This window comes from Flavobacterium sp. ALJ2 (genome assembly GCF_015594725.1).
Lineage (GTDB): Bacteria > Bacteroidota > Bacteroidia > Flavobacteriales > Flavobacteriaceae > Flavobacterium.
In genome coordinates, this window is record NZ_JADNRC010000001.1 from 298,433 (window position 1) to 317,981 (window position 19,549).

Sequence of the window (19,549 nt, forward strand, 5' to 3'; positions counted from 1 at the left end):
AAGGATCTGAGTTACTAAGTTCCTGTGGTTCTAGTTTTTTTTGAAAAAGCTCAAAGACCTAAGCCACATAAAACAAAACCCGACAGAATTTTTGAAATTCGTCGGGTTTTTTATTTTTGAAGGTTCTCTAAGTAACAGAAACCTATAACTATTTTAAAATTCGCTGAATCTGCGTGCTAAAAAATAAGTTCAAAAGATTAAAAAAACTTATAATATTACCGATTTAGAGTAGTCCTTAAGAAAAGACTACTGTTTTATTGCTATAAACCATTGTTTTGCGTTCGGCATGTAGTTTTATTGCTCTGGCCAGTACTATACGTTCCAGATCACGCCCTTTCATAATAAAATCATCTACGGAATGGATGTGCGAAACACGAGCGATATCTTGTTCAATTATCGGGCCTTCATCTAGTTCTTCAGTAACATAATGACTTGTAGCTCCGATAATCTTTACACCTCTTTTAAAAGCAGAATGATACGGCTTTGCACCAGGAAATGCTGGTAAAAAGGAGTGGTGAATATTGATGATTTTGTTTTCGTAAAGAGCAATTAATTTAGGGGTGATGATTTGCATATAGCGCGCTAATACAATAAAGTTAATATCATATTTTTTTAGCAATGCAATTTGTTGTTTTTCACCTTCTTCTTTAGAGTCTTTGGTAAATGGAACACAGTGAAATGGAATATCGAAACGTTCAGCAATCGATCTTAAATCGTTATGATTACTTATTATTACAGGAATTTCAACACCTAATTCATCGGCGCTATAACGTCCAAGGATATCAAATAAACAATGGTCATATTTAGAAACAAACAATGCCATTTTAGGTTTTTGCTCCTGATTATATAATTCCCATGACATCTGAAAGCTAGATGCAATAGAATCTTTAAAATCTGTTTTTATATCCTCAAAGGCAATACTTTGATTGGTTAATTCACATTCCAGTCGCATAAAAAATACATTTTGCTCTACATCAACATGCTGATCAATATAGGTAATATTTCCTTCTATTTTAAGGATGAAATTAGTCACAGCAGCAATAATACCTTTTTGGTCTTTGCAGTGAATAAGAAAAGTTATTTTTTGCATTTTAGTTTTTTGGTTAATCGTTGAACTGTTTATTTGTTTAATCGGTTTTATAGTAATCAGCAGTTGAATAATAAAAGGGATTAAACATATATCTATTTTTTATCTTGTATAGCAAAAACTTTTTTTAATAAAGGAGAAGTTCTTGAACTTATATCAGTTCTAATCATTTTTTCTTCTACAGCAATCATTTTAAAAACACCAGCAAGAGCTTGGTTAGTAGTATAATCTGTTAAGTCTGGATTAACTTTTTTTACAAGCGGAATACTATTGTATTTAGAAATGATGTTTGCCCAGATTTCATCGGCACCAACCTTGCTAAAAGATTTTTTAATGACAGGATTAAATTTACTGTATAATGAAGTAGTGGTGCTAGATTGTAAATAGGTTGTAGCAGCACTTTCATTACCTAATAAAATAGATTTAGCATCATTAATCGACATGTTTTTTACAGCCGAAACAAATATTGGGGTAGCTTCTTTTACAGCATCTTCGGCTGCGCGATTCAATACTTTAACTCCTTCATCAGCAAGAGAAGAAAGACCGATTCTTCGTAAAGTAGCATCTACTTTCTGTAATTCGGCAGGCATTAGGATTTTTACAGCTTCATTTTTATAAAACCCATCAGTAGCAGTTAATTTTGTTACTTGTTTTGCTATTCCTTTATCTAAGGCTTCCTTTAAACCCGAAGCAATATCAACACCGCCGAGGCTCGATAATTTTGAAGACAGTTGAGGTAATTTGTTTAGCGTTTGTTGCACTTGAGCATAAGATGTAATAGAAAATGCAAGTGTTAAAAGTAAAATCTTTTTCATTAAATAGTAGTTTTATAAGTTTCAAAAATACTACTTATTCAAAAATAAAGCCACAATTTTCTTTAGGAGCAGAAACAATTTGTTTTATAATTAACATTCGTCCCGCTGTACGTTACAATCTTTTGCTTTTTTTAAGAAAAAGCAAAAGGATTTCCCCTTCCATCGGGGCTAAATTAGAGAATTTTGACTTTTTAAGAAGTAATGGCTTTATGTTTTAAAGATAAATTTGTATTAAAAAAACAGAAGTATTTTTTAGTGTTTTTAGAACTAGTTGTTATTCCGACGAAGGAGAAATCACACGGTAGCTCGTTTCCTGTTGGATGTGATTTCTCCTTCGTCGAAAATGACATAAAAGGAGTATAATTTAGTTAGAATTAAAATCTTAATAAAATTTCAATTTAAATATCTCAGAACCTTAGCTTCTTAGTAGCTTTTTTCACGGCCAATACATCCTGACATTATATTCCCAATAGGTTTTGCTTGAGATGTAAGTAGGTTGAAATTCCGGTATCGGCATATTATTTTCGTCGTACAATTGCAACCTAATAATTTTCTCGTTGGTATCATCTTTTAGGTCAATGTTACCTTCTGCATCGTCAATGAGTTTCTTTTTTGTTAAGTACAAATTGGGTTTTTCGATGATAAATACTACCCCAGATTCATTTTTAGATTCTCTTTCTCCTGCCAAGTTTCCATTAATATCAAAGGTTTGAATTTTTTCTAAATAATCCTTTTTGTAATAGAAAAGCTGATAAGTAATTCTGCCGTGCAGTATTTGTAGTTTGTGATTGTTTAAACGAAAACGCAGTACCTGCTTTTTTGCATTGGTAAATTCTACTGTACCATTTCCCGTTGCGTCAATGTGTTTATCTAAAATTCTCACAGGTTTCGAAAACTGTTTTACCCTATTAGTGAGTACATGGTAATTATAAGATTGTGCAGTTACGGGAATGTATTGCAGGCAACTAAGACATAAAAAGAATAATTGTATTAGTTTTCGGTTTGTGTTGATGCGATTAATTGTATTCACTGTTGATGTTTTTATGGTTTATTTGTTTGATTCCAGTTTTAGTAAAGGAATAAGTCGATTCTTCCTGCCAGCTCCATGTCTTTTGTTTGTCCAGATCTTCACCCACTGCACTGTAAAGAATTTTGATAGTATCATTGATTGTAAGTATTCTAATTTCAGTAAAATGTCCCGTCCTGAAATAGCGATACACTAAAACACAAGTGTAATGAAAACATCAGACAACCTTGGGATTGTAAAACGTACCCCAAAAGATTACTCGTTCCCTTTTAAGCTGCAATTAGTTGAAGAGTTAGAACAGGGATTCATAACAAAAGTTCAGGCAAAGTTACCATGTTTTCGTAACCATTTTGCTACGTAATAGAATATCGTTTTGTAAAATGTAAGATGTAACGCATGGGGGGTTATTGATCACAGTTTGCATTTGGATATATTTTTTCCTTATTCTTAATGTGTGAGATAATTTCTCCTGTTGTAGCATCGATTTCGAATCTCTCTTCTGATATTCCATGAGGAATAAATTCGCATGGAATACGAATAACATATTGCATTCTTTGAGGGTTTCTAGATACAGATGATACAGAATTATTGTTTTTAATTTGGTCTAACTTGTCCATTAGGTCTATATCGTACTCTGTTTTCATTTTTTTTATTAGTTTCTGCCAGCTAAGTTTATAAGGAGCATCGCAATCTATCTCTGCTATAAGCACTCCATCTTCATTATATTCTCTTCGGAAACCTATAATACAATCATAAAAGCTTACGATCTCTTTTGTTGTATTTAATGTATTCTTATTATACATATACCTTTTTTTTATAGGAGTGTTTAAATAAGTAATAGTTTCTTGATAAGAATCTTTGTTCTCGATAAGATAAGTTTCGATTGTAACTCCATTGTCATCTGTTTTAATATATCGGCAATAGTTATTTTTTTTTTTGTGTTTACTAAATGCTTTTAAATCGAATTTTCTCATTTGTGGTGTTTTTGTAATTACTTTAGTAACAGGAAGGGACATTTTTTTTATTTTATAAATTATGACTTGCATATAAAACAATATCAGTTTTATAATGTATTAGGTGAATTTTAAAATTTGAACAGCAAATGTATTTTTAATGATTGTTATTGATGATTACTATATGTTTTTAAAATAAACACGATAGGACTATTATTTTTAGTTTTGGGTACTAAAAATAAAATCAGCAACCTAGAATAGCACAACAGGGGGGAGTTGTATTTAATGCGAAAATTATTTTTAAGCTAAAATGTTTTGTTATAAAAAGCTACTTTTTATTGATTAAGACTTTTAAAATCATAAAATTCTCCATTATCATATTTTAATAAAAAACTATCATTTAAGATAGTTATAGGATTTATACATTTATTTTGAAAGTAGACTGATACGTTTTACTATAATAAATGCTGTTTTTTGTGACATTATTATGATTTAAAGAAGTAATTAACTTTAAATTTTATGCAAATATATGCGAAAAAAGCTATAATATGAAATTTATACTGTATAAATAAACTTTAGGATTATTTTAAATAATTATTTTTTTAATAAGGTTTAAAACTAGATTCAAGAATCATTAAATTTTTTTGTAAATTGCTCTCCTAAAATTATCATATTCTCAAAATGGAACCACAAATACCTTATATTCCTAAAAATAAAGTAAGAATTGTTACTGCTGCATCACTTTTTGATGGACATGATGCGGCAATAAATATAATGCGCCGTATTATTCAATCCACTGGAGTTGAGGTAATTCATTTAGGTCATGATCGAAGTGTTGAAGAAGTTGTAAATACAGCCATTCAGGAAGATGCAAATTCAATTGCGCTAACTTCGTATCAGGGTGGTCACAACGAATATTTTAAATATATGTATGACTTGCTTCATGAAAAAGGAGCTGGACATATCAAAATTTTCGGTGGTGGAGGTGGAGTAATTTTGCCAAGTGAAATTGCAGAATTGCACGAATACGGAATCACAAGAATTTATTCTCCAGATGACGGACGTTCTTTGGGATTACAAGGAATGATTAATGATTTGGTAGAACGTTCTGATTATCCTATTGGAGATAAACTTACAGATGAAATAAATCATATCGAAGATAAAAATCCAACGGCAATTGCCCGTTTGATTTCTGCAGCAGAGAATTTTCCTGAAATTGCAAAGCCAGTTTTTGATAAAATACATCAAAATAATGCTACATCTAAAATTCCTGTACTAGGAATTACAGGAACTGGTGGAGCGGGTAAATCTTCATTGGTAGATGAATTGGTTCGTCGTTTTTTAATCGATTTTCCAACAAAAACTATCGGAATCGTATCTGTAGATCCATCGAAACGTAAAACGGGTGGAGCACTTTTAGGAGACAGAATCCGAATGAACGCAATTAATAATTCCAGAGTTTATATGCGTTCGTTGGCAACTAGACAATCAAATTTGGCTTTGTCTAAATATGTTGCCGAAGCGATTCAGGTACTTAAAGCAGCTAAATACGATATCATCATTTTAGAAACTTCAGGAATCGGACAGTCAGATACTGAGATTATGGATCATTCTGATGTATCCTTATATGTAATGACACCAGAATTTGGAGCAGCAACGCAATTGGAGAAAATCGACATGCTTGATTTTGCTGATTTAGTTGCATTAAACAAATTTGACAAGCGTGGAGCGCTAGATGCCATACGTGATGTAAAAAAACAATACCAGCGCAATCATAATCTTTGGGATAAAAATCCTGACGATATGCCTGTTTTTGGAACAATTGCTTCGCAGTTTAATGATCCGGGGATGAATACATTGTATAAATCTATCATGGATAAAATTGTCGAAAAAACCGAATCAGATTTAAAATCGACTTTCGAAATTACTCGCGAAATGAGTGAGAAAATATTCGTAATTCCACCACACAGGACACGATATTTATCTGAAATTGCAGAGAACAACCGTAAATATGATCAAACTGCTTTGTCGCAACAACAAGTAGCTCAAAAATTATACGGTATTTTTAAAACCATCGAAAGTGTTACGGGCAAAATCCCAGTAATCACAAAGGCAGGAATCGACGACAATAGTGTCATCCTGAGCGGAGTCGAAGGACTTGACGAAAATAGAGTCTTTTTAAATCTTTTACTAAATCAATTTGATAAAGTAAAAATGGATTTAGATCCATACAATTGGGAGATGATTCTAACTTGGGATGAGAAAGTAAATAAATACAAAAATCCTGTTTACAGCTTTAAAGTTCGTGATAAGGAAATAAAAATAGCCACACATACCGAAAGTTTATCGCACCAACAAATACCGAAAATAGCTTTGCCTAAATATGAAGCTTGGGGAGATATCTTGCGTTGGTGTTTGCAGGAAAATGTTCCAGGAGAATTTCCGTTTGCATCAGGATTATATCCTTTTAAGCGAGAAGGAGAAGATCCATCTCGTATGTTTGCGGGAGAAGGTGGGCCAGAAAGAACCAACAAACGTTTTCATTATGTGAGCGCGGGATTACCTGCAAAACGTCTTTCGACTGCTTTTGATAGTGTAACATTATATGGTAATGATCCCGATGTACGACCAGATATTTATGGTAAAATCGGAAATGCAGGAGTTTCTATTTGTTGTCTGGATGATGCCAAAAAACTATACTCAGGTTTTGATTTAGTTCATGCTTTAACATCAGTGAGTATGACTATTAATGGCCCAGCGCCAATGTTGCTTGGATTCTTTATGAATGCAGCAATCGATCAGCAATGTGAGTATTACATTAAAGCCAATGATTTAGAGAAAGAAGTAGAACAAAAAATCACCAAATTATACGCAGCAAAAGGAATCACAAGACCTAAATACCAAGGCGATTTGCCAGCGGGAAATAATGGATTAGGATTAATGCTTTTGGGAGTTACTGGTGATGAGGTTTTACCTTTGGATGTATATAATGATATAAAAGCCAAAACGCTTTCGCAAGTACGTGGAACGGTTCAAGCCGACATTCTTAAAGAAGATCAGGCACAAAATACTTGTATTTTTTCTACCGAATTTGCTTTACGATTAATGGGAGACGTTCAGGAATATTTTATTACGCAAAACGTACGTAATTTTTATTCGGTTTCTATCTCAGGATATCATATTGCCGAGGCAGGAGCCAACCCAATTACGCAATTGGCATTTACGCTTTCTAACGGATTCACTTACGTAGAATACTATTTGAGCCGCGGAATGAGCATCAATGATTTTGGACCAAACTTATCGTTCTTTTTCTCGAATGGAGTAGATCCAGAATATGCAGTTATTGGTCGTGTAGCACGTAAAATTTGGGCAAAAGCCATGAAGATTAAATATGGTGCCAACGAAAGAGCACAAATGCTTAAATATCATATTCAGACTTCAGGGCGTTCATTGCACGCACAAGAGATTGATTTTAATGACATTCGTACGACATTGCAAGCATTATATGCTATTTATGATAACTGTAATTCATTGCATACCAATGCGTATGATGAAGCAATTACAACGCCTACCGAAGAATCTGTTCGTCGTGCTATGGCAATACAATTGATTATTAATAAAGAATTAGGTTTGGCTAAAAACGAAAACCCAATACAAGGATCGTTTATAATCGAAGAATTAACCGACTTGGTAGAAGCGGCTGTTTTACAAGAATTCGACCGTATTACGGAGCGTGGAGGAGTTCTTGGTGCAATGGAAACCATGTACCAACGTTCTAAAATTCAGGAGGAAAGTTTGTATTACGAAACCTTAAAACATAATGGAGATTTCCCAATTGTAGGTGTAAATACTTTCTTGAGTTCAAAAGGATCTCCAACAGTTATCCCAGCGGAGGTTATTCGTGCTACCGAAGAAGAAAAACAATATCAGATAGATATGTTGAACAACTTACATGAGTATCATAAAGAATCGGTTAAAGACCATCTAAATACTTTGCAAGAAGCAGCAATTAAAAACGAAAACTTATTCGCCCATTTAATGGAAGCTACCAAAGTATGTTCGCTTGGTCAAATTACTTCGGCATTGTTTGAAGTAGGAGGACAGTATAGAAGGAATATGTAATTATTACGATTTTATAGATTTAGGAAAACCTCTCAGAAATGGGAGGTTTTTTTGTTTGTAAAAAAATTGAAATGTCCGAAAAAAGCGGACGTTTTAATTGTAGTGAACTCAAGTAACTGTATAAAGAAATATTATATAAAATGAAGCCGTGACCAATTGTCACGGTTTGAAACCGAAAATAATGATTGCTGTGCGAAGTCTCCCGACTTCGTACCCGCTTCAATAATCTACTAAGAGAATAAAATCAGACTTAAGCAGATGGAAATTAGTATTGAAGAAAATCCAGAAAGAAAAGCGGAACTACACACCCAAATGATGAAACTCCAATTTCAAAAAGAAATTGTTGTTATTAGAAAAAAAATAGAGCAGTTAGGTTAGTCCTCCCTCTCCTTCCTCCCTCCGTTCTAAAATTCAATTGTTCTAGTTATCCGCCTCTTTAGGTAACTATTTTTAGGTAAACAAAAACTGTGTTAAGCGAAGTCCTTCTATATTTACTCGAAGAATTGTCTCTATACTTTTTTAAAATGAATTCCTTAAATGACGTTCATAAAAATATTTAAATAAAAAACCTTACAATGTTGAAATCATTTTATTTCAACAATTTTAATTTTCCAAACCGAAACCATTACAGAAGGAGTTAATTTACAAAGATATTTCTATAGGTTCTTCTTTAATTATTTTATTTATTATTTTATCTAATTCACCTCTCAAAACAAAAATCTCTTCATTTAGCTGATGAATACCAATCATACTATTTCTTTCTTTTTCACTGTTTAGATAATTATCAATTCCAGCTGTGTTATTTCTATTGATTGGATTAAAATAAACCTGAATTATTTCCTTCTTTATGTCTTTTTCAAATTGTGGAATAGGAATTTTACATAAATTTTCCACATATAAAATGGGAACAATTCCGAAATTTCTTTGAGCCATTTGCATATACTTACCAATCTCAGAAGTTAAAAAAGTATATAGAAAAATTTGCTCTTCTTTATTTTTAAACTTATTAATTATTAAAGTATTTTGGTTCGAAAAAATCTTGTCATTGGAATCTACATAAATACCATTCCCAACATATCTTATGCCATTAAGTACAATGGAATTTTTAGAAATTTTTGTTTCAGATTTTGTATAAACAAATGTTTTATAATCCAACTTTCTACCATTTACATTTTTTGGTGTTACCCATTCATAAAATTTATCAGACTTTTTTATAGCGGAATAGTAATAGTCTTTCGGAGTTTTACCAGGTGAAACTTCCGTGTTATTTAGAAAATAAAATCCATTTTGATATGATTTTATGAGTGTATCGTATTCAAAATATTTTTTACTATAAATCATAGTATCTAATCTATTTCCAGATTTCAATATTGATATTGTAGGCAGTTTATAAATTGTACTTGATTTTTTTACTTTAGATAATTCTGCAATGAACATTTCATCAATCAATTTACTTTTTTTTGCAATCTGTTCTTCTTTGTCAATTATATTTAGAGTCAATAAAGAAACGTATTCTTCGATTAATCGAGGGTTTTTATGATTTTTTGAAGTAGGAAATGGAATAATAACATTTAACAGTAAGTCCTTATTAAAGTTATCTACTCCTTTTATGGAACCACCAACTTCAACTTGATTTTTTCCAAAATTAGATTTCAAAAAACTAAATATGTATTCTTTTTTTTCTTTTAACTCTAATTTCCTAATATGGCTATTGTAGTAAGCTTTTTCTCCTCTAAAAATGCATACATTACCAACGTTACTAGCAGTCTGATAGCAGATATCATTTTTTTTAATAATATTTTTTTGCTTTTCTGGAGGAATTATTTTTAAAGTAGATTCGTTAATATTAAAAGTGTATTCTCTATCGCTTAATTCTCCAATTCTAACAAAAAAGTTATCGGTAAATTTAATATAAGAATTACTTCCTGGTTCAAATCCTTTTACGCTACTTTCAATTAATGACTTGAGAGTCCTTGTGTTCGGATTAGGGCATAAGATTTTTCTAAATGAAAATGCAGAGAATGAGTTTTTTACAACTATTTCTGTTTTTTTTATGCTTTTGTTTTTAACTATGTAATTATTCATTTTAACACTTATCAAAGTTAAAGCCATTTTTAATTTCTAATTCTTGACGTTTCAGAAACTCTTTAAACTCTTTTTGCATTATCGAAAAATCTTCATCCAACTGACTAGTGTGTTCAAATGTTTCTTCATTAATTACAAATTGAGGTTTAAACGTAATGGTTCTTTTAACTGTTTTCACTTCATAACCGATATTTTCAACTTCTTTAATAAATATTTCGTAATCGTTGTCTAATAAGTGTTTTTCATCTGCTTTTGGTTTATATGCAATAATTACAGTTGTCGCAACCCCTGTTTCTCCAAAAGTATTTGCTGGTAAATCAAACAAACCTACAATTCTCATTCTTTCAATAAACCATGTCCTAACATTTTCCCATTCTGAAATAGATGCAATAGAATTAGATAGAACAATACCCATTCTACCGCCATCCTCTAATAGTTTAAATGCGTTCTCTAAAAATATCACACCCATATCCATTGAGTTTGGAAGAGTGATTTGTCCATTTGAGTTTGGAGTTGGCTTTGCTTTATATGTTTCGTAAAGTTCTATCGTTTCCTTTGCAACATCCCATTTTCCATCTGCACCAGTTTTTAAATCTCTACCTTTTCCAAATGGTGGATTTGTTGCAATTATTTTGAACTTTTTAAGCTCTTTATCTGTATCGTCTTTGTGTCTCCAAGTTTCTATTTCAAAATTTTGTTTCGTAAATTCACCTAACTTTAAAATACTTCCATTTTCTAATAGCTTTTGTGAAATTGAATTCATGTTTTTTAACACGGCACCACCGTCACCATTTAAAACTAAATTTAATTCAGCGAGTTTTAAATTGTTATTTTCTATATCAAAACCATAATAATGACTTGCATTTGGCGGATATTCTTCATCTTTCCTATGTGCGTGCCTAAATGCCATTGCTGGAAAATCACAAATCCCACAACAAGGGTCACAAAGCTCTTCATCTTTTATTGGGTTTAACATTTGGATAATTGATTTTACAACTGGAATAGGTGTAAAGAATTGCCCATTATCTGCTTTTTGTTTTTCGTTACCAAAATTATTGAAAATAATTTGGTTGAAACTTTCGTTTTTAGCTTTAAGAATTGCTCTTTTTTGTAACGATTCAACTAATGCAATTAAAAATCTTTCTTCATTTGAATTTGTAGGTCTTAATTGCGTATCGTATGAAAAATAAGGTGTAGCTAATACATTTACATATTCACGTTTTGCATCTTTATATAGTTTGTCAATTCTTTCTCTAAAAGATTTTTCCGCTAAACCATCTGTTTTTTTTTCTTTTGCCTCAATATAAAAGTTCAAGTTTGACTTGTCTCTTTTACTTCGTTTTTCATCAAATACCTTTAGAGTTAAAAACTCAACAATTAAATCCCTTTCAGAATGTTTAGGCTTTTCTTTATCTGCAATTCTTTTAAGTTCAGCTAAAAAATCTTCAAAAGCAACCTCATCAATTGCATCAAGGGCATCTGTCGTTAATTTAGTTACATCTGAAATACTTGCATTATTGTTTTCAAAATCCTTAAAAGTTGGAAAATCGAACAAACCATCTCTCTTGTCATAGTTTAAGTTAATTAATCCTGAACCTGACAATTCAATTGATTCGTCAAATCTTCTTAAAGGTGAATTCCCAATTTTTTTGAATACTAGAATGTCTGTTTTATCATCAAAATAAACACCAAAAACTCTTTCTTTAGATTCGTTTTCAGCTAATGCTGGTCGCAATTGGTTTTCAATTGCGCTTTCTAATGATTTATTATTGTTTTTTGTTTCAAATATCACAAGATAATTTTGCCTTAATACTTTGAAGTCTTTATTAGCCTTTGCATGTTCATATGTTTGCAACCAATCTTTGTTCTTAAAAGCGACAATATCAGGCTTTAATGCTTTTCCGTTATTACCTTTTGGAATATTAAATTCAATACATAAATGTTCTTTCGGAAAAAAACCACTGTTTACCAAAGCATAAACAAATCTTGTTCTTATATATTCTTCACTATAACTACCTTTTACATCAATAGCTTTCGCTCTTGAAGCGTAAGAAACAACACCTAAGGTGTTTTTATGAAAAGTACTATCAAAGTATTCAACGTCTTTATATTTTATGTCAAATTCTAATAAATAATCTTTTAAAGATTTAGCCATTTTGTATTTTTGTTATTTAGCAAATATATAAAAATCGATTTTAGTTTTTTTTGATTGTTTGGTAAACTTAAACTTCTTTTATTCACATTAAGATTTAAATCAAAATCGCAAAAAGTTTCACTTCTAAAAATAGTGAAACTTTTTGTTTTAACTAAACTCTTACTAATAAATGAATAACAGATGACTTACGTTTTAGTCATTAACAATATCACAATCTTCACCAACCATCTCACTAACATCACTCAAAAACTCAAATTCATCCATAGGGAAAAGATGCAGCACGGTTTCTAAAATAAGACTTACATTAATGACTTCATTTTTGTTTTTCTCAGAAAATTTATGAGTTTCCTCATCGAGAGCCAGAATGCATAATTTTAGCATATTGGTAATAACGCAACCCAAATCATAATAATTTGCGAACTTAATTTGAGCGATATAAGCTTTAGATTTATCATTGGCAGGTTTTAATGTCTGAAAATGTAGGGCGATTAATCTTTTGAGATTCTCTAAGGTTTTAATTTCATTGGTTTCCATGATTGTATGTGTTTTAGTTAGAATTGTTAATCGTTTTATAATTTGACTTTTATAAATTTGTTATAAGAAAAATTGTACTTTTGTTTAATTCGCTGCAAGAAAGAAATAGATTGTACGGTATCAAATCATTTTTTGCTGTATTGTACGGCGCTAAATATGTTTTTTACATATTGCCATTTATTATACTTAATTATTATCTTTGAATTATGAGCACACTTACAAAACCAAATCATATAGGGCGAAAAATTAGCCGTATTCGTGAACTTCGTGATATGAAACAGGAAGCTTTGGCACAAGCTTTAGGAACTAACCAACAGGCTGTATCTGCTATAGAAAACAGTGAAACAATAGATGAAGAAAAACTGATTGAAGTAGCAAAAGCACTTGGTGTAACGGTTGAAGCTATTAAGAATTTTTCGGAAGAAGCTGCGATTAATTATTTTAATACTTTTACTGATACAAAAGACAGTCAAATGAATTTTGGAAATGGAAACGGACACAATTGTACTTTCAATCCATTAGATAAATTAATGGAAACTGTAGAAGAAAACAAAAAACTTTACGAGCGTTTGCTTCAAGCCGAAAAGGATAAAATTGAATATTTAGAAAAATTATTAGCAGGGAAATAGAAATAATTTCATAAAAAAAGCAGCTCCAAAAGAGCTGCTTTTTCAATTATAATTTAAAAAAATTAACGACGAAAAGCTGGGTTTTGATTAACTGTTTCGTCAGTTGTTTTGTTTTCTTTAGAAGATTTTATAACAATTTCGTGTTTCACTTTCCTAGCATTGTCTTGTAATTCTAAATAATAGGTTCCTGCAGGGTATGCTTCTAAGCTTAATGTTTTTGAAATCTCCAACTCATTAGTAGCTATTCCTTTGTATATTAAATGACTCTCGTTATCAAAAATGGAGAAGTCCGACTTTTGTTCCTCATTCAATGTAAAACTAACTATTTTGCCATTTCCAGTTTTTATATTCAAAATATAATCTCCTTTTCCATCAATTGCATAAGTACTCATCGTTGTCAAAAAAATAACCAATACTAAGCTTAATCCTAAAACCTTCTTCATGTCTTTGTTTTTTGTTTTAATTTTTAAATCGCTGTACGTAGAACTACAAATAGTTCGCTAACGGCAAAATATTTTTCATGTTAAATTATTAGTCCAAGTTGCTGATTTAAACTCTTTTCTGTGAACCTGTTGTTATATACGGATTTATAGCGCCTTTGGATTTTATTTTGCAAATTTTTTTTAATCAGTATTTTGCGATTTTGTAGTACTTGACGTATGAAAAATTATTTTAGCGCAAAAAGGGACTAAATAAATATCTTGTTTTTGAAGAATTATCACTCTTTGTAAATAAAAAGAATAGCTTTTTAAGAAATAAGTTTCAGTCGGAAATGCTTCTTAATCTGTGGCTAAAAAAATAATTTTACGTTATTTTGTATGTGAGAAAAAATTATATTTACATACTTGTTTTTGAGTATTGTAACAAATAAGCAGTAATTAGTTAGATTGATAAAAATAACCAAAATTATAACCGAATGAATTTATTTAGAACACTTATCGTATTTGCTCTAACAGGGATTGTAGTTTCGAGCTGTGGCAAGAAAGAGCAAGCAGTATTTCCAGATCCTTTACTAACCAATCGAGATACAACTGTAAACCCTGCGGATGATTTTTTTAATTATGCCAATAATGGTTGGTTTAAGAAACATCCAATTCCAAGCACGGATAGTAGTAACGGTATTGGGAGGATTGTTATGGATACAATTAATGAGCAAATAAAAACTATTTGTGAAAAATCGGCAACAGATGAATCTGCTGAAAAAGGAAGTAACAAACAAAAAATCGGCGGTTTTTATGCTTCGGGTATGGACACGATTGCCATCGAAAAAGCAGGATTGTCTCCGCTTAATAGCGAAATGAAAAAAATTGTAGCTATAAAAGATGTTTCTTCTTTGGTAAATTCTATAGCACATTTACAAACTATTGGAGCAAGTCCGGCCTTTTCATTTTATGTAAGTCAGGATGACAAGATAAGTACAAAATATGCGTTGTTTTTTGGTCAGGGCGGATTGGGTATGGGCGAAAGAGGTTTTTATCTTGATACTGATAAGCGAAATTCATCTATTCGTAAGGAGTATTTAACACATCTTAAAACGATGATGAAATTTACTGGCGAAGACGAAGCTACGGCTACCAAAAGCGCAGCAACTATCATGAAGCTAGAAACTGATCTGGCAAAATCTTCACGTAAACTAGAAGCGCTTAGAGATCCTATAAAAAACTACAATAAACTTACCATTGAACAATTCAGCAAAACGACTCCAAATATTGATTGGAAAACGGTCTTACCAGTTTTAGGAATTGCCAAAGCCGATTCGGTAATTGTAGGTCAGCCAGAGTTTTTTACAGCATTAAACGGATTGCTAAAAACACATCCTCTGGAGGAATGGAAAACATACCTTAAATGGAATTTGGTTAATTCGTATGCAGAATACCTAAATGCAGATGTAGAGAAGCAAAACTTCAAATTCTTTTCGACTGTAATGAACGGAGTAAGCTCTCAAAAACCACGTTGGAAAAGAGTTGTTGGTCAAACAAACAGCTACTTAGGCGAATTAATAGGGCAAGTATATGTAGCTGAATATATGCCAAAAGGCGTTAAAGAAAAATTACTGGAAATTGGTAATAATATACGTGACGTATTTGCTTTACATATCAAGAAATTAGATTGGATGAGCGATACAACAAAAGAGAAAGCGTTACAAAAATTGAATAAAATCGTTATGAAAGTGGGCTATCCGGATAAATGGAAGGATATGAGTAAACTTGCTGTCGATAAGAATTCTTATTGTGGAAATGTGATGCGAGCCAATTCTTGGCATTACAATTATATGGTAAACAAATATGGTAAACCTGTAGATAGAAACGAATGGAATATGCAGCCACAAACATACAATGCGTATTATAATCCGAGTAATAACGAAATTGTGATTCCGGCATGTAATAGCATCGTTCCGGGTTATGAAGGAAGAATGCCAGATGATGCTATATTATACGGGATTCTTGGAGGTTCTTTCTTTGGACATGAAATCACACATGGTTTTGATGATCAAGGAAGTCAATATGATGAAAAAGGAAATCTAAACAATTGGTGGACTGCCGAAGATTTGAAAAAATTTAAAAGCAAAACCAAATTAATTGTAAATCAATATAATAAGTTTACTGTATTGGGTAAACACGTTAACGGCGAAGCAACTCAAGGAGAAAATATTGCCGATTTAGGTGGTGTTGTATTGGGTTATGAGGCATTTAAGAAAACGGCACAGTATAAAAACAATGAAAAAATTAGCGGATTAACTCCTGATCAGCGCTATTTCCTTTCTTATGCTTATTCTTGGATGATAAATAGGAGAGATGAGTCGAAGATTAATCAAATTATGACTGATGTACATGCTCCAGAACAATTTAGAGTAAACGGACCATTAAGCAATATGCCAGAATTTTATAAAGCATTTAATGTGAAAAAAGGAGATAAAATGTATCAACCAGATAGTTTACGTGTAGTTATTTGGTAACTTTTTGAGGTTCTTAGTCGCTAAGTTCCGATAGCTATCAGAACTTAGCGACTTTGCCCCTTTTTTTATATCTCATAGACTTAGAACCTTAAAAAAATGAAAAACTTTAAAATTGTATTAATAACTGTTTTTTTATACAGTTCTCTTTTGTCTTATGGTGCCAAAGTAGATACGCTGCATATATCAAGTGCGACGATGGGGAAAAGCTATAAAGCGGCAGTTGTTTTGCCCAATTCGTATGCCAAAAGCAAAGTATCGTTTCCGGTATTGTATTTATTGCATGGAGCATATGGACATTTTGGAGATTGGTTAAAAAGCACGCCAGATAAAAAACTAGTACAAAATTTATCCGATCAATACAATTTGATTATCGTAATGCCAGAAGGAGAAACGTTTAGTTTTTACTTGGATAGCCCAGTAAATAAAGAAAGTCAGTTTGAAACATATATTACCAAAGAAGTAATTCAGAAAATAGACGAAACGTATCGAACTATTGCCGATAGAAAGGGAAGAGTAATCTCGGGACTTTCTATGGGAGGACATGGCGCATTGTCATTATCGGCTAAACATCCTGATTTGTTTTGTGCAGCAGGAAGTATGAGTGGGGCAGTAGATATGGGTGTTATGTTAAATCGGGATTCAGCTGCTGAGGTTGTCAAGCTAATGCAGCCCATTTTTGGAGATAAAAGCGATGACATCGAATTGTACAAGCAAAATGCCGTTTTAGGAATGGTAGATAAAATAAAAGCCAATAAACTAGCTTTAATTATAGATTGTGGAGTAGATGATTTCCTGATAGAGCCTAATCGTGAATTACACCGAAGATTGGTATATAATAAAGTAGCCCACGATTATACCGAAAGACCAGGAGCACATACATGGGAATATTGGGAAAATGCATTACCCTATCATGTATTATATTTTAGTAAAGTTCTGGCTAAAAATGGTGTTACTGTAAATTAGAAAGAGCTATTTTTTAAAAAAAGTAAATTACAGAAAAAAAGTATTTTGTATTGAAAATCACTGTAGTATAAAGTGCTTTAGAATGTTTTTTGAATAAATCGCTACCAATTATTTTTTTTGGTTTGATTTTTGGAATACCTTTATATATAAAATTTAAAAATAAAAAAAACATGAAAAAGATAATTACACTTTTTGCGATTATAGGATTAGTCGCATTTTCTAGTTGTGAAGGACCAGAAGGACCTCCTGGGCCAGCTCTTATGCCTCAAATTTTCGAAATTAAAAATGTGAATTTAGGCAGAGTTGCCGATAATGAATATAATTTGAAAAGTACTTTTATATTTGAAATAGGAGATAATTTATATGATGATGAATCTGTTTTGGTTTATAGGCTAACAGAAGTTATTAATTCAACTACTCCAGTTTGGCAATTAATACCAAGAACAATTTATTTTAATAATGGTGATATTATAGATTATTATTTTGATTTTAGTAAATTAGATTTCGTAATTACTGCAAGAGGTTCTTTTAATTTATTAAATGCCCGTAGTTTTATTGATAATCAAACATTTCGTTTTGTTATAGTTCCTGCTAATTTCCTTTCATCTGTAAATAAAAATAATTATTCAGAAGTTATGTCTGCTTTAAAATTGAATGAAAATCAAGTTCAACTTATTAATCTATAGGTTTTAGAACTTCTAGAAAACAAAAAGGGAATCGTAATGATTCCCTTTTTTTGTTAGGATTAGTTTAGTTTTTTATAAAAGTTTTTTGAACCAAGTAGCGACCATAATCGATTATGATAAAATATGCTTCTATTAGTAAATTAGAAATGAATCCTAATAATTTAATAGTTCAAAGAAAATATTTTCGATTGTAATTACTCTTCTGTTTTAGAAATTTGCTCTTTGTTTTTACTTGATTGCAATGAGACTATGATTCCCACAATAAGCGAAAGGGCAATAAATGCAAGAGAGCCCCATTCGGGTATTTCGATATAATCGTGGAGTAACATTTTTAGACCTACAAAACTTAAAATAGCAATTAGACTATATTCTAAATAACTAAATTTCGCCAACATATTAGCAAGGAAAAAATACATCGAACGCAATCCTAGAATAGCAAAAATATTAGAGCTGAATACCAAGAAAGGATCTTTGGTTATGGCAAGAATAGCGGGAACGCTGTCGATTGCAAATAATACATCCATAAACTCAATTACTATTAAAGCGACAAATAGTGGAGTGGCTGCCTTCTTTCCTTTTTCGGTTAATATGAAAAATTTCTCATGCTCCATGTGAGAAGTAATCGGAATTACTTTTCCTAAAACTTTATATATAAAAGAATCCTTTGGATGAAAATCTTCCTCTTTACCAGAGAACAACATTTTCATAGCAGTAAAAAGTAAAAAACCTCCAAATAGGTAAGTTGTCCAGGTAAATTTATTAATAAGCATTACACCAAAGAATATCATTAACCCTCTAAAAACGATAGCACCCAGAATTCCCCAGAATAAAACACGATGTTGGTATTTTTGCGGAATCTTGAAAGAAGCAAAAATAATAGCAATAACAAAAATATTATCGACGCTTAATGATAACTCGATTAAATATCCGGTGATGAATTTTATTGCAGCTGCGGTAGGTTTTAGTCCATCGGGATTTTCGATATAATTGGTAGTATACAACCAATATATTACACCAGAGAATAAAAAGGAAGCACTCACCCAAATAAGCGTCCACTTGCTGGCTTCCTTAGTACTTATAATATGTGGTTTTTTATTGAATACACCAAGGTCAAGTGCCAGAATAAGCATTACCATTAGTAGAAATAGAATCCAGACTATCATAGACTATTTTTTTAATGAAGTACAAAGATAACTTTTGGTGAAATGAATTAGGTAAAAAGTAAAAAAAATTACCATTAAGAAATTAAGAAAAATTAAGTTTTAAATTGTTGGAAGGAAAATTAAGCGCAAGGAGCGCAAAGGGATTTGCAAAGAGCGCAAAGGAGGTAAAGAAACTCCCCAGTATTGTCATTTCGACGTAAGGAGACTCGAGCGATAGCGAACAGACGAAGTAAATCTTCGCAAGAAACTCCGTAACGAAAGTTCAATCTTTGTCAGGATGACAAGTTTGTGTTAGTTTGCTCGCAGATTAAGCAGATTTTAATTTTTTTTAATTTTTTAATCTGTGGCTTATTTTACTGCAAAGGGAGCAACGT

Annotated in this window: 15 protein-coding genes; 6 read left to right on the plus strand and 9 right to left on the minus strand. The window is 31.6% G+C overall.

Annotated features, from left to right (window positions below; translation table 11 throughout):
- Positions 1 to 235 precede the first annotated feature (235 nt).
- The 3 genes from purU to IUY40_RS01385 form a co-directional block, all read right to left on the minus strand.
- Entirely contained in the window at positions 236 to 1,090 is an 855-nt protein-coding gene (gene purU, locus IUY40_RS01375) for a formyltetrahydrofolate deformylase (protein WP_195735095.1), read from the minus strand.
- 92 nt (positions 1,091 to 1,182) lie between these two features.
- The gene (locus IUY40_RS01380; protein ID WP_195735096.1) at positions 1,183 to 1,902 is read right to left on the minus strand and encodes a DUF4197 domain-containing protein; all 720 of its coding nucleotides are present in this window, start codon (positions 1,900 to 1,902) and stop codon (positions 1,183 to 1,185) included.
- Between the two features lie 436 nt (positions 1,903 to 2,338).
- Complete coding sequence (locus IUY40_RS01385) at positions 2,339 to 2,932, minus strand: hypothetical protein (protein WP_317190892.1); 594 nt, start codon at positions 2,930 to 2,932, stop codon at positions 2,339 to 2,341.
- A gap of 205 nt (positions 2,933 to 3,137) precedes the next feature.
- On the opposite strand from IUY40_RS01385, the gene IUY40_RS01390 reads away from it, so the two are divergent.
- The gene (locus IUY40_RS01390) at positions 3,138 to 3,290 is read left to right on the plus strand and encodes a hypothetical protein (RefSeq protein WP_195735097.1); all 153 of its coding nucleotides are present in this window, start codon (positions 3,138 to 3,140) and stop codon (positions 3,288 to 3,290) included.
- Positions 3,291 to 3,333: 43 nt separating this feature from the next.
- Here the strand turns inward: IUY40_RS01390 and IUY40_RS01395 are convergent, their stop codons facing one another.
- Entirely contained in the window at positions 3,334 to 3,975 is a 642-nt protein-coding gene (locus IUY40_RS01395; protein ID WP_195735098.1) for a hypothetical protein, read from the minus strand.
- A gap of 588 nt (positions 3,976 to 4,563) precedes the next feature.
- On the opposite strand from IUY40_RS01395, the gene IUY40_RS01400 reads away from it, so the two are divergent.
- Positions 4,564 to 8,004, plus strand: coding sequence for a methylmalonyl-CoA mutase family protein (locus IUY40_RS01400; RefSeq protein WP_195735099.1), 3,441 nt, complete (start codon positions 4,564 to 4,566; stop codon positions 8,002 to 8,004).
- Between the two features lie 642 nt (positions 8,005 to 8,646).
- Here the strand turns inward: IUY40_RS01400 and IUY40_RS01405 are convergent.
- The 3 genes from IUY40_RS01405 to IUY40_RS01415 form a co-directional block, all read right to left on the minus strand.
- Positions 8,647 to 10,089, minus strand: a complete 1,443-nt coding sequence (locus IUY40_RS01405; RefSeq protein WP_195735100.1) for a restriction endonuclease subunit S — start codon at positions 10,087 to 10,089, stop codon at positions 8,647 to 8,649.
- Position 10,090: 1 nt separating this feature from the next.
- On the minus strand, positions 10,091 to 12,244 hold the full coding sequence (locus tag IUY40_RS01410) for an N-6 DNA methylase (RefSeq protein ID WP_195735101.1): 2,154 nt from the start codon (positions 12,242 to 12,244) through the stop codon (positions 10,091 to 10,093).
- 192 nt (positions 12,245 to 12,436) lie between these two features.
- Positions 12,437 to 12,778, minus strand: a complete 342-nt coding sequence (locus tag IUY40_RS01415; protein ID WP_195735102.1) for a hypothetical protein — start codon at positions 12,776 to 12,778, stop codon at positions 12,437 to 12,439.
- Between the two features lie 206 nt (positions 12,779 to 12,984).
- Between IUY40_RS01415 and IUY40_RS01420 the strand changes: the two genes are divergently transcribed.
- Positions 12,985 to 13,407, plus strand: a complete 423-nt coding sequence (locus IUY40_RS01420) for a helix-turn-helix transcriptional regulator (protein ID WP_195735103.1) — start codon at positions 12,985 to 12,987, stop codon at positions 13,405 to 13,407.
- Between the two features lie 62 nt (positions 13,408 to 13,469).
- Here the strand turns inward: IUY40_RS01420 and IUY40_RS01425 are convergent, their stop codons facing one another.
- Complete coding sequence (locus tag IUY40_RS01425) at positions 13,470 to 13,850, minus strand: secretion protein (RefSeq protein WP_195735104.1); 381 nt, start codon at positions 13,848 to 13,850, stop codon at positions 13,470 to 13,472.
- A gap of 473 nt (positions 13,851 to 14,323) precedes the next feature.
- Here IUY40_RS01425 and IUY40_RS01430 point away from each other — a divergent pair, with 473 nt between their 5' ends.
- The 3 genes from IUY40_RS01430 (at position 14,324) to IUY40_RS01440 (ending at position 18,012) form a co-directional block, all read left to right on the plus strand.
- Positions 14,324 to 16,363: a M13 family metallopeptidase gene (locus tag IUY40_RS01430; protein WP_195735105.1), complete on the plus strand. Its 2,040-nt coding sequence runs from the start codon at positions 14,324 to 14,326 to the stop codon at positions 16,361 to 16,363.
- A gap of 96 nt (positions 16,364 to 16,459) precedes the next feature.
- The gene (locus IUY40_RS01435) at positions 16,460 to 17,326 is read left to right on the plus strand and encodes an alpha/beta hydrolase family protein (protein ID WP_195735106.1); all 867 of its coding nucleotides are present in this window, start codon (positions 16,460 to 16,462) and stop codon (positions 17,324 to 17,326) included.
- A 170-nt stretch (positions 17,327 to 17,496) separates the two neighbouring features.
- Complete coding sequence (locus tag IUY40_RS01440) at positions 17,497 to 18,012, plus strand: hypothetical protein (RefSeq protein WP_195735107.1); 516 nt, start codon at positions 17,497 to 17,499, stop codon at positions 18,010 to 18,012.
- A gap of 194 nt (positions 18,013 to 18,206) precedes the next feature.
- On the opposite strand, the gene IUY40_RS01445 is transcribed toward IUY40_RS01440, so the two are convergent.
- On the minus strand, positions 18,207 to 19,175 hold the full coding sequence (locus IUY40_RS01445) for a TerC family protein (protein ID WP_195735108.1): 969 nt from the start codon (positions 19,173 to 19,175) through the stop codon (positions 18,207 to 18,209).
- Between the last annotated feature and the right edge of the window lie 374 nt (positions 19,176 to 19,549).

Coding starts and splice junctions, on each gene's coding strand:
- IUY40_RS01400 (WP_195735099.1), top strand. CDS start 4,564: ATGGAACCACAAATACCTTATATTCCTAAAAATAAAGTAAGAATTGTT.
- IUY40_RS01390 (WP_195735097.1), top strand. CDS start 3,138: ATGAAAACATCAGACAACCTTGGGATTGTAAAACGTACCCCAAAAGAT.
- IUY40_RS01425 (WP_195735104.1), bottom strand. CDS start 13,850: ATGAAGAAGGTTTTAGGATTAAGCTTAGTATTGGTTATTTTTTTGACA.
- IUY40_RS01415 (WP_195735102.1), bottom strand. CDS start 12,778: ATGGAAACCAATGAAATTAAAACCTTAGAGAATCTCAAAAGATTAATC.
- IUY40_RS01405 (WP_195735100.1), bottom strand. CDS start 10,089: ATGAATAATTACATAGTTAAAAACAAAAGCATAAAAAAAACAGAAATA.
- IUY40_RS01420 (WP_195735103.1), top strand. CDS start 12,985: ATGAGCACACTTACAAAACCAAATCATATAGGGCGAAAAATTAGCCGT.
- IUY40_RS01380 (WP_195735096.1), bottom strand. CDS start 1,902: ATGAAAAAGATTTTACTTTTAACACTTGCATTTTCTATTACATCTTAT.
- purU (WP_195735095.1), bottom strand. CDS start 1,090: ATGCAAAAAATAACTTTTCTTATTCACTGCAAAGACCAAAAAGGTATT.
- IUY40_RS01440 (WP_195735107.1), top strand. CDS start 17,497: ATGAAAAAGATAATTACACTTTTTGCGATTATAGGATTAGTCGCATTT.
- IUY40_RS01430 (WP_195735105.1), top strand. CDS start 14,324: ATGAATTTATTTAGAACACTTATCGTATTTGCTCTAACAGGGATTGTA.
- IUY40_RS01445 (WP_195735108.1), bottom strand. CDS start 19,175: ATGATAGTCTGGATTCTATTTCTACTAATGGTAATGCTTATTCTGGCA.
- IUY40_RS01435 (WP_195735106.1), top strand. CDS start 16,460: ATGAAAAACTTTAAAATTGTATTAATAACTGTTTTTTTATACAGTTCT.
- IUY40_RS01410 (WP_195735101.1), bottom strand. CDS start 12,244: ATGGCTAAATCTTTAAAAGATTATTTATTAGAATTTGACATAAAATAT.
- IUY40_RS01395 (WP_195735098.1), bottom strand. CDS start 3,975: ATGCAAGTCATAATTTATAAAATAAAAAAAATGTCCCTTCCTGTTACT.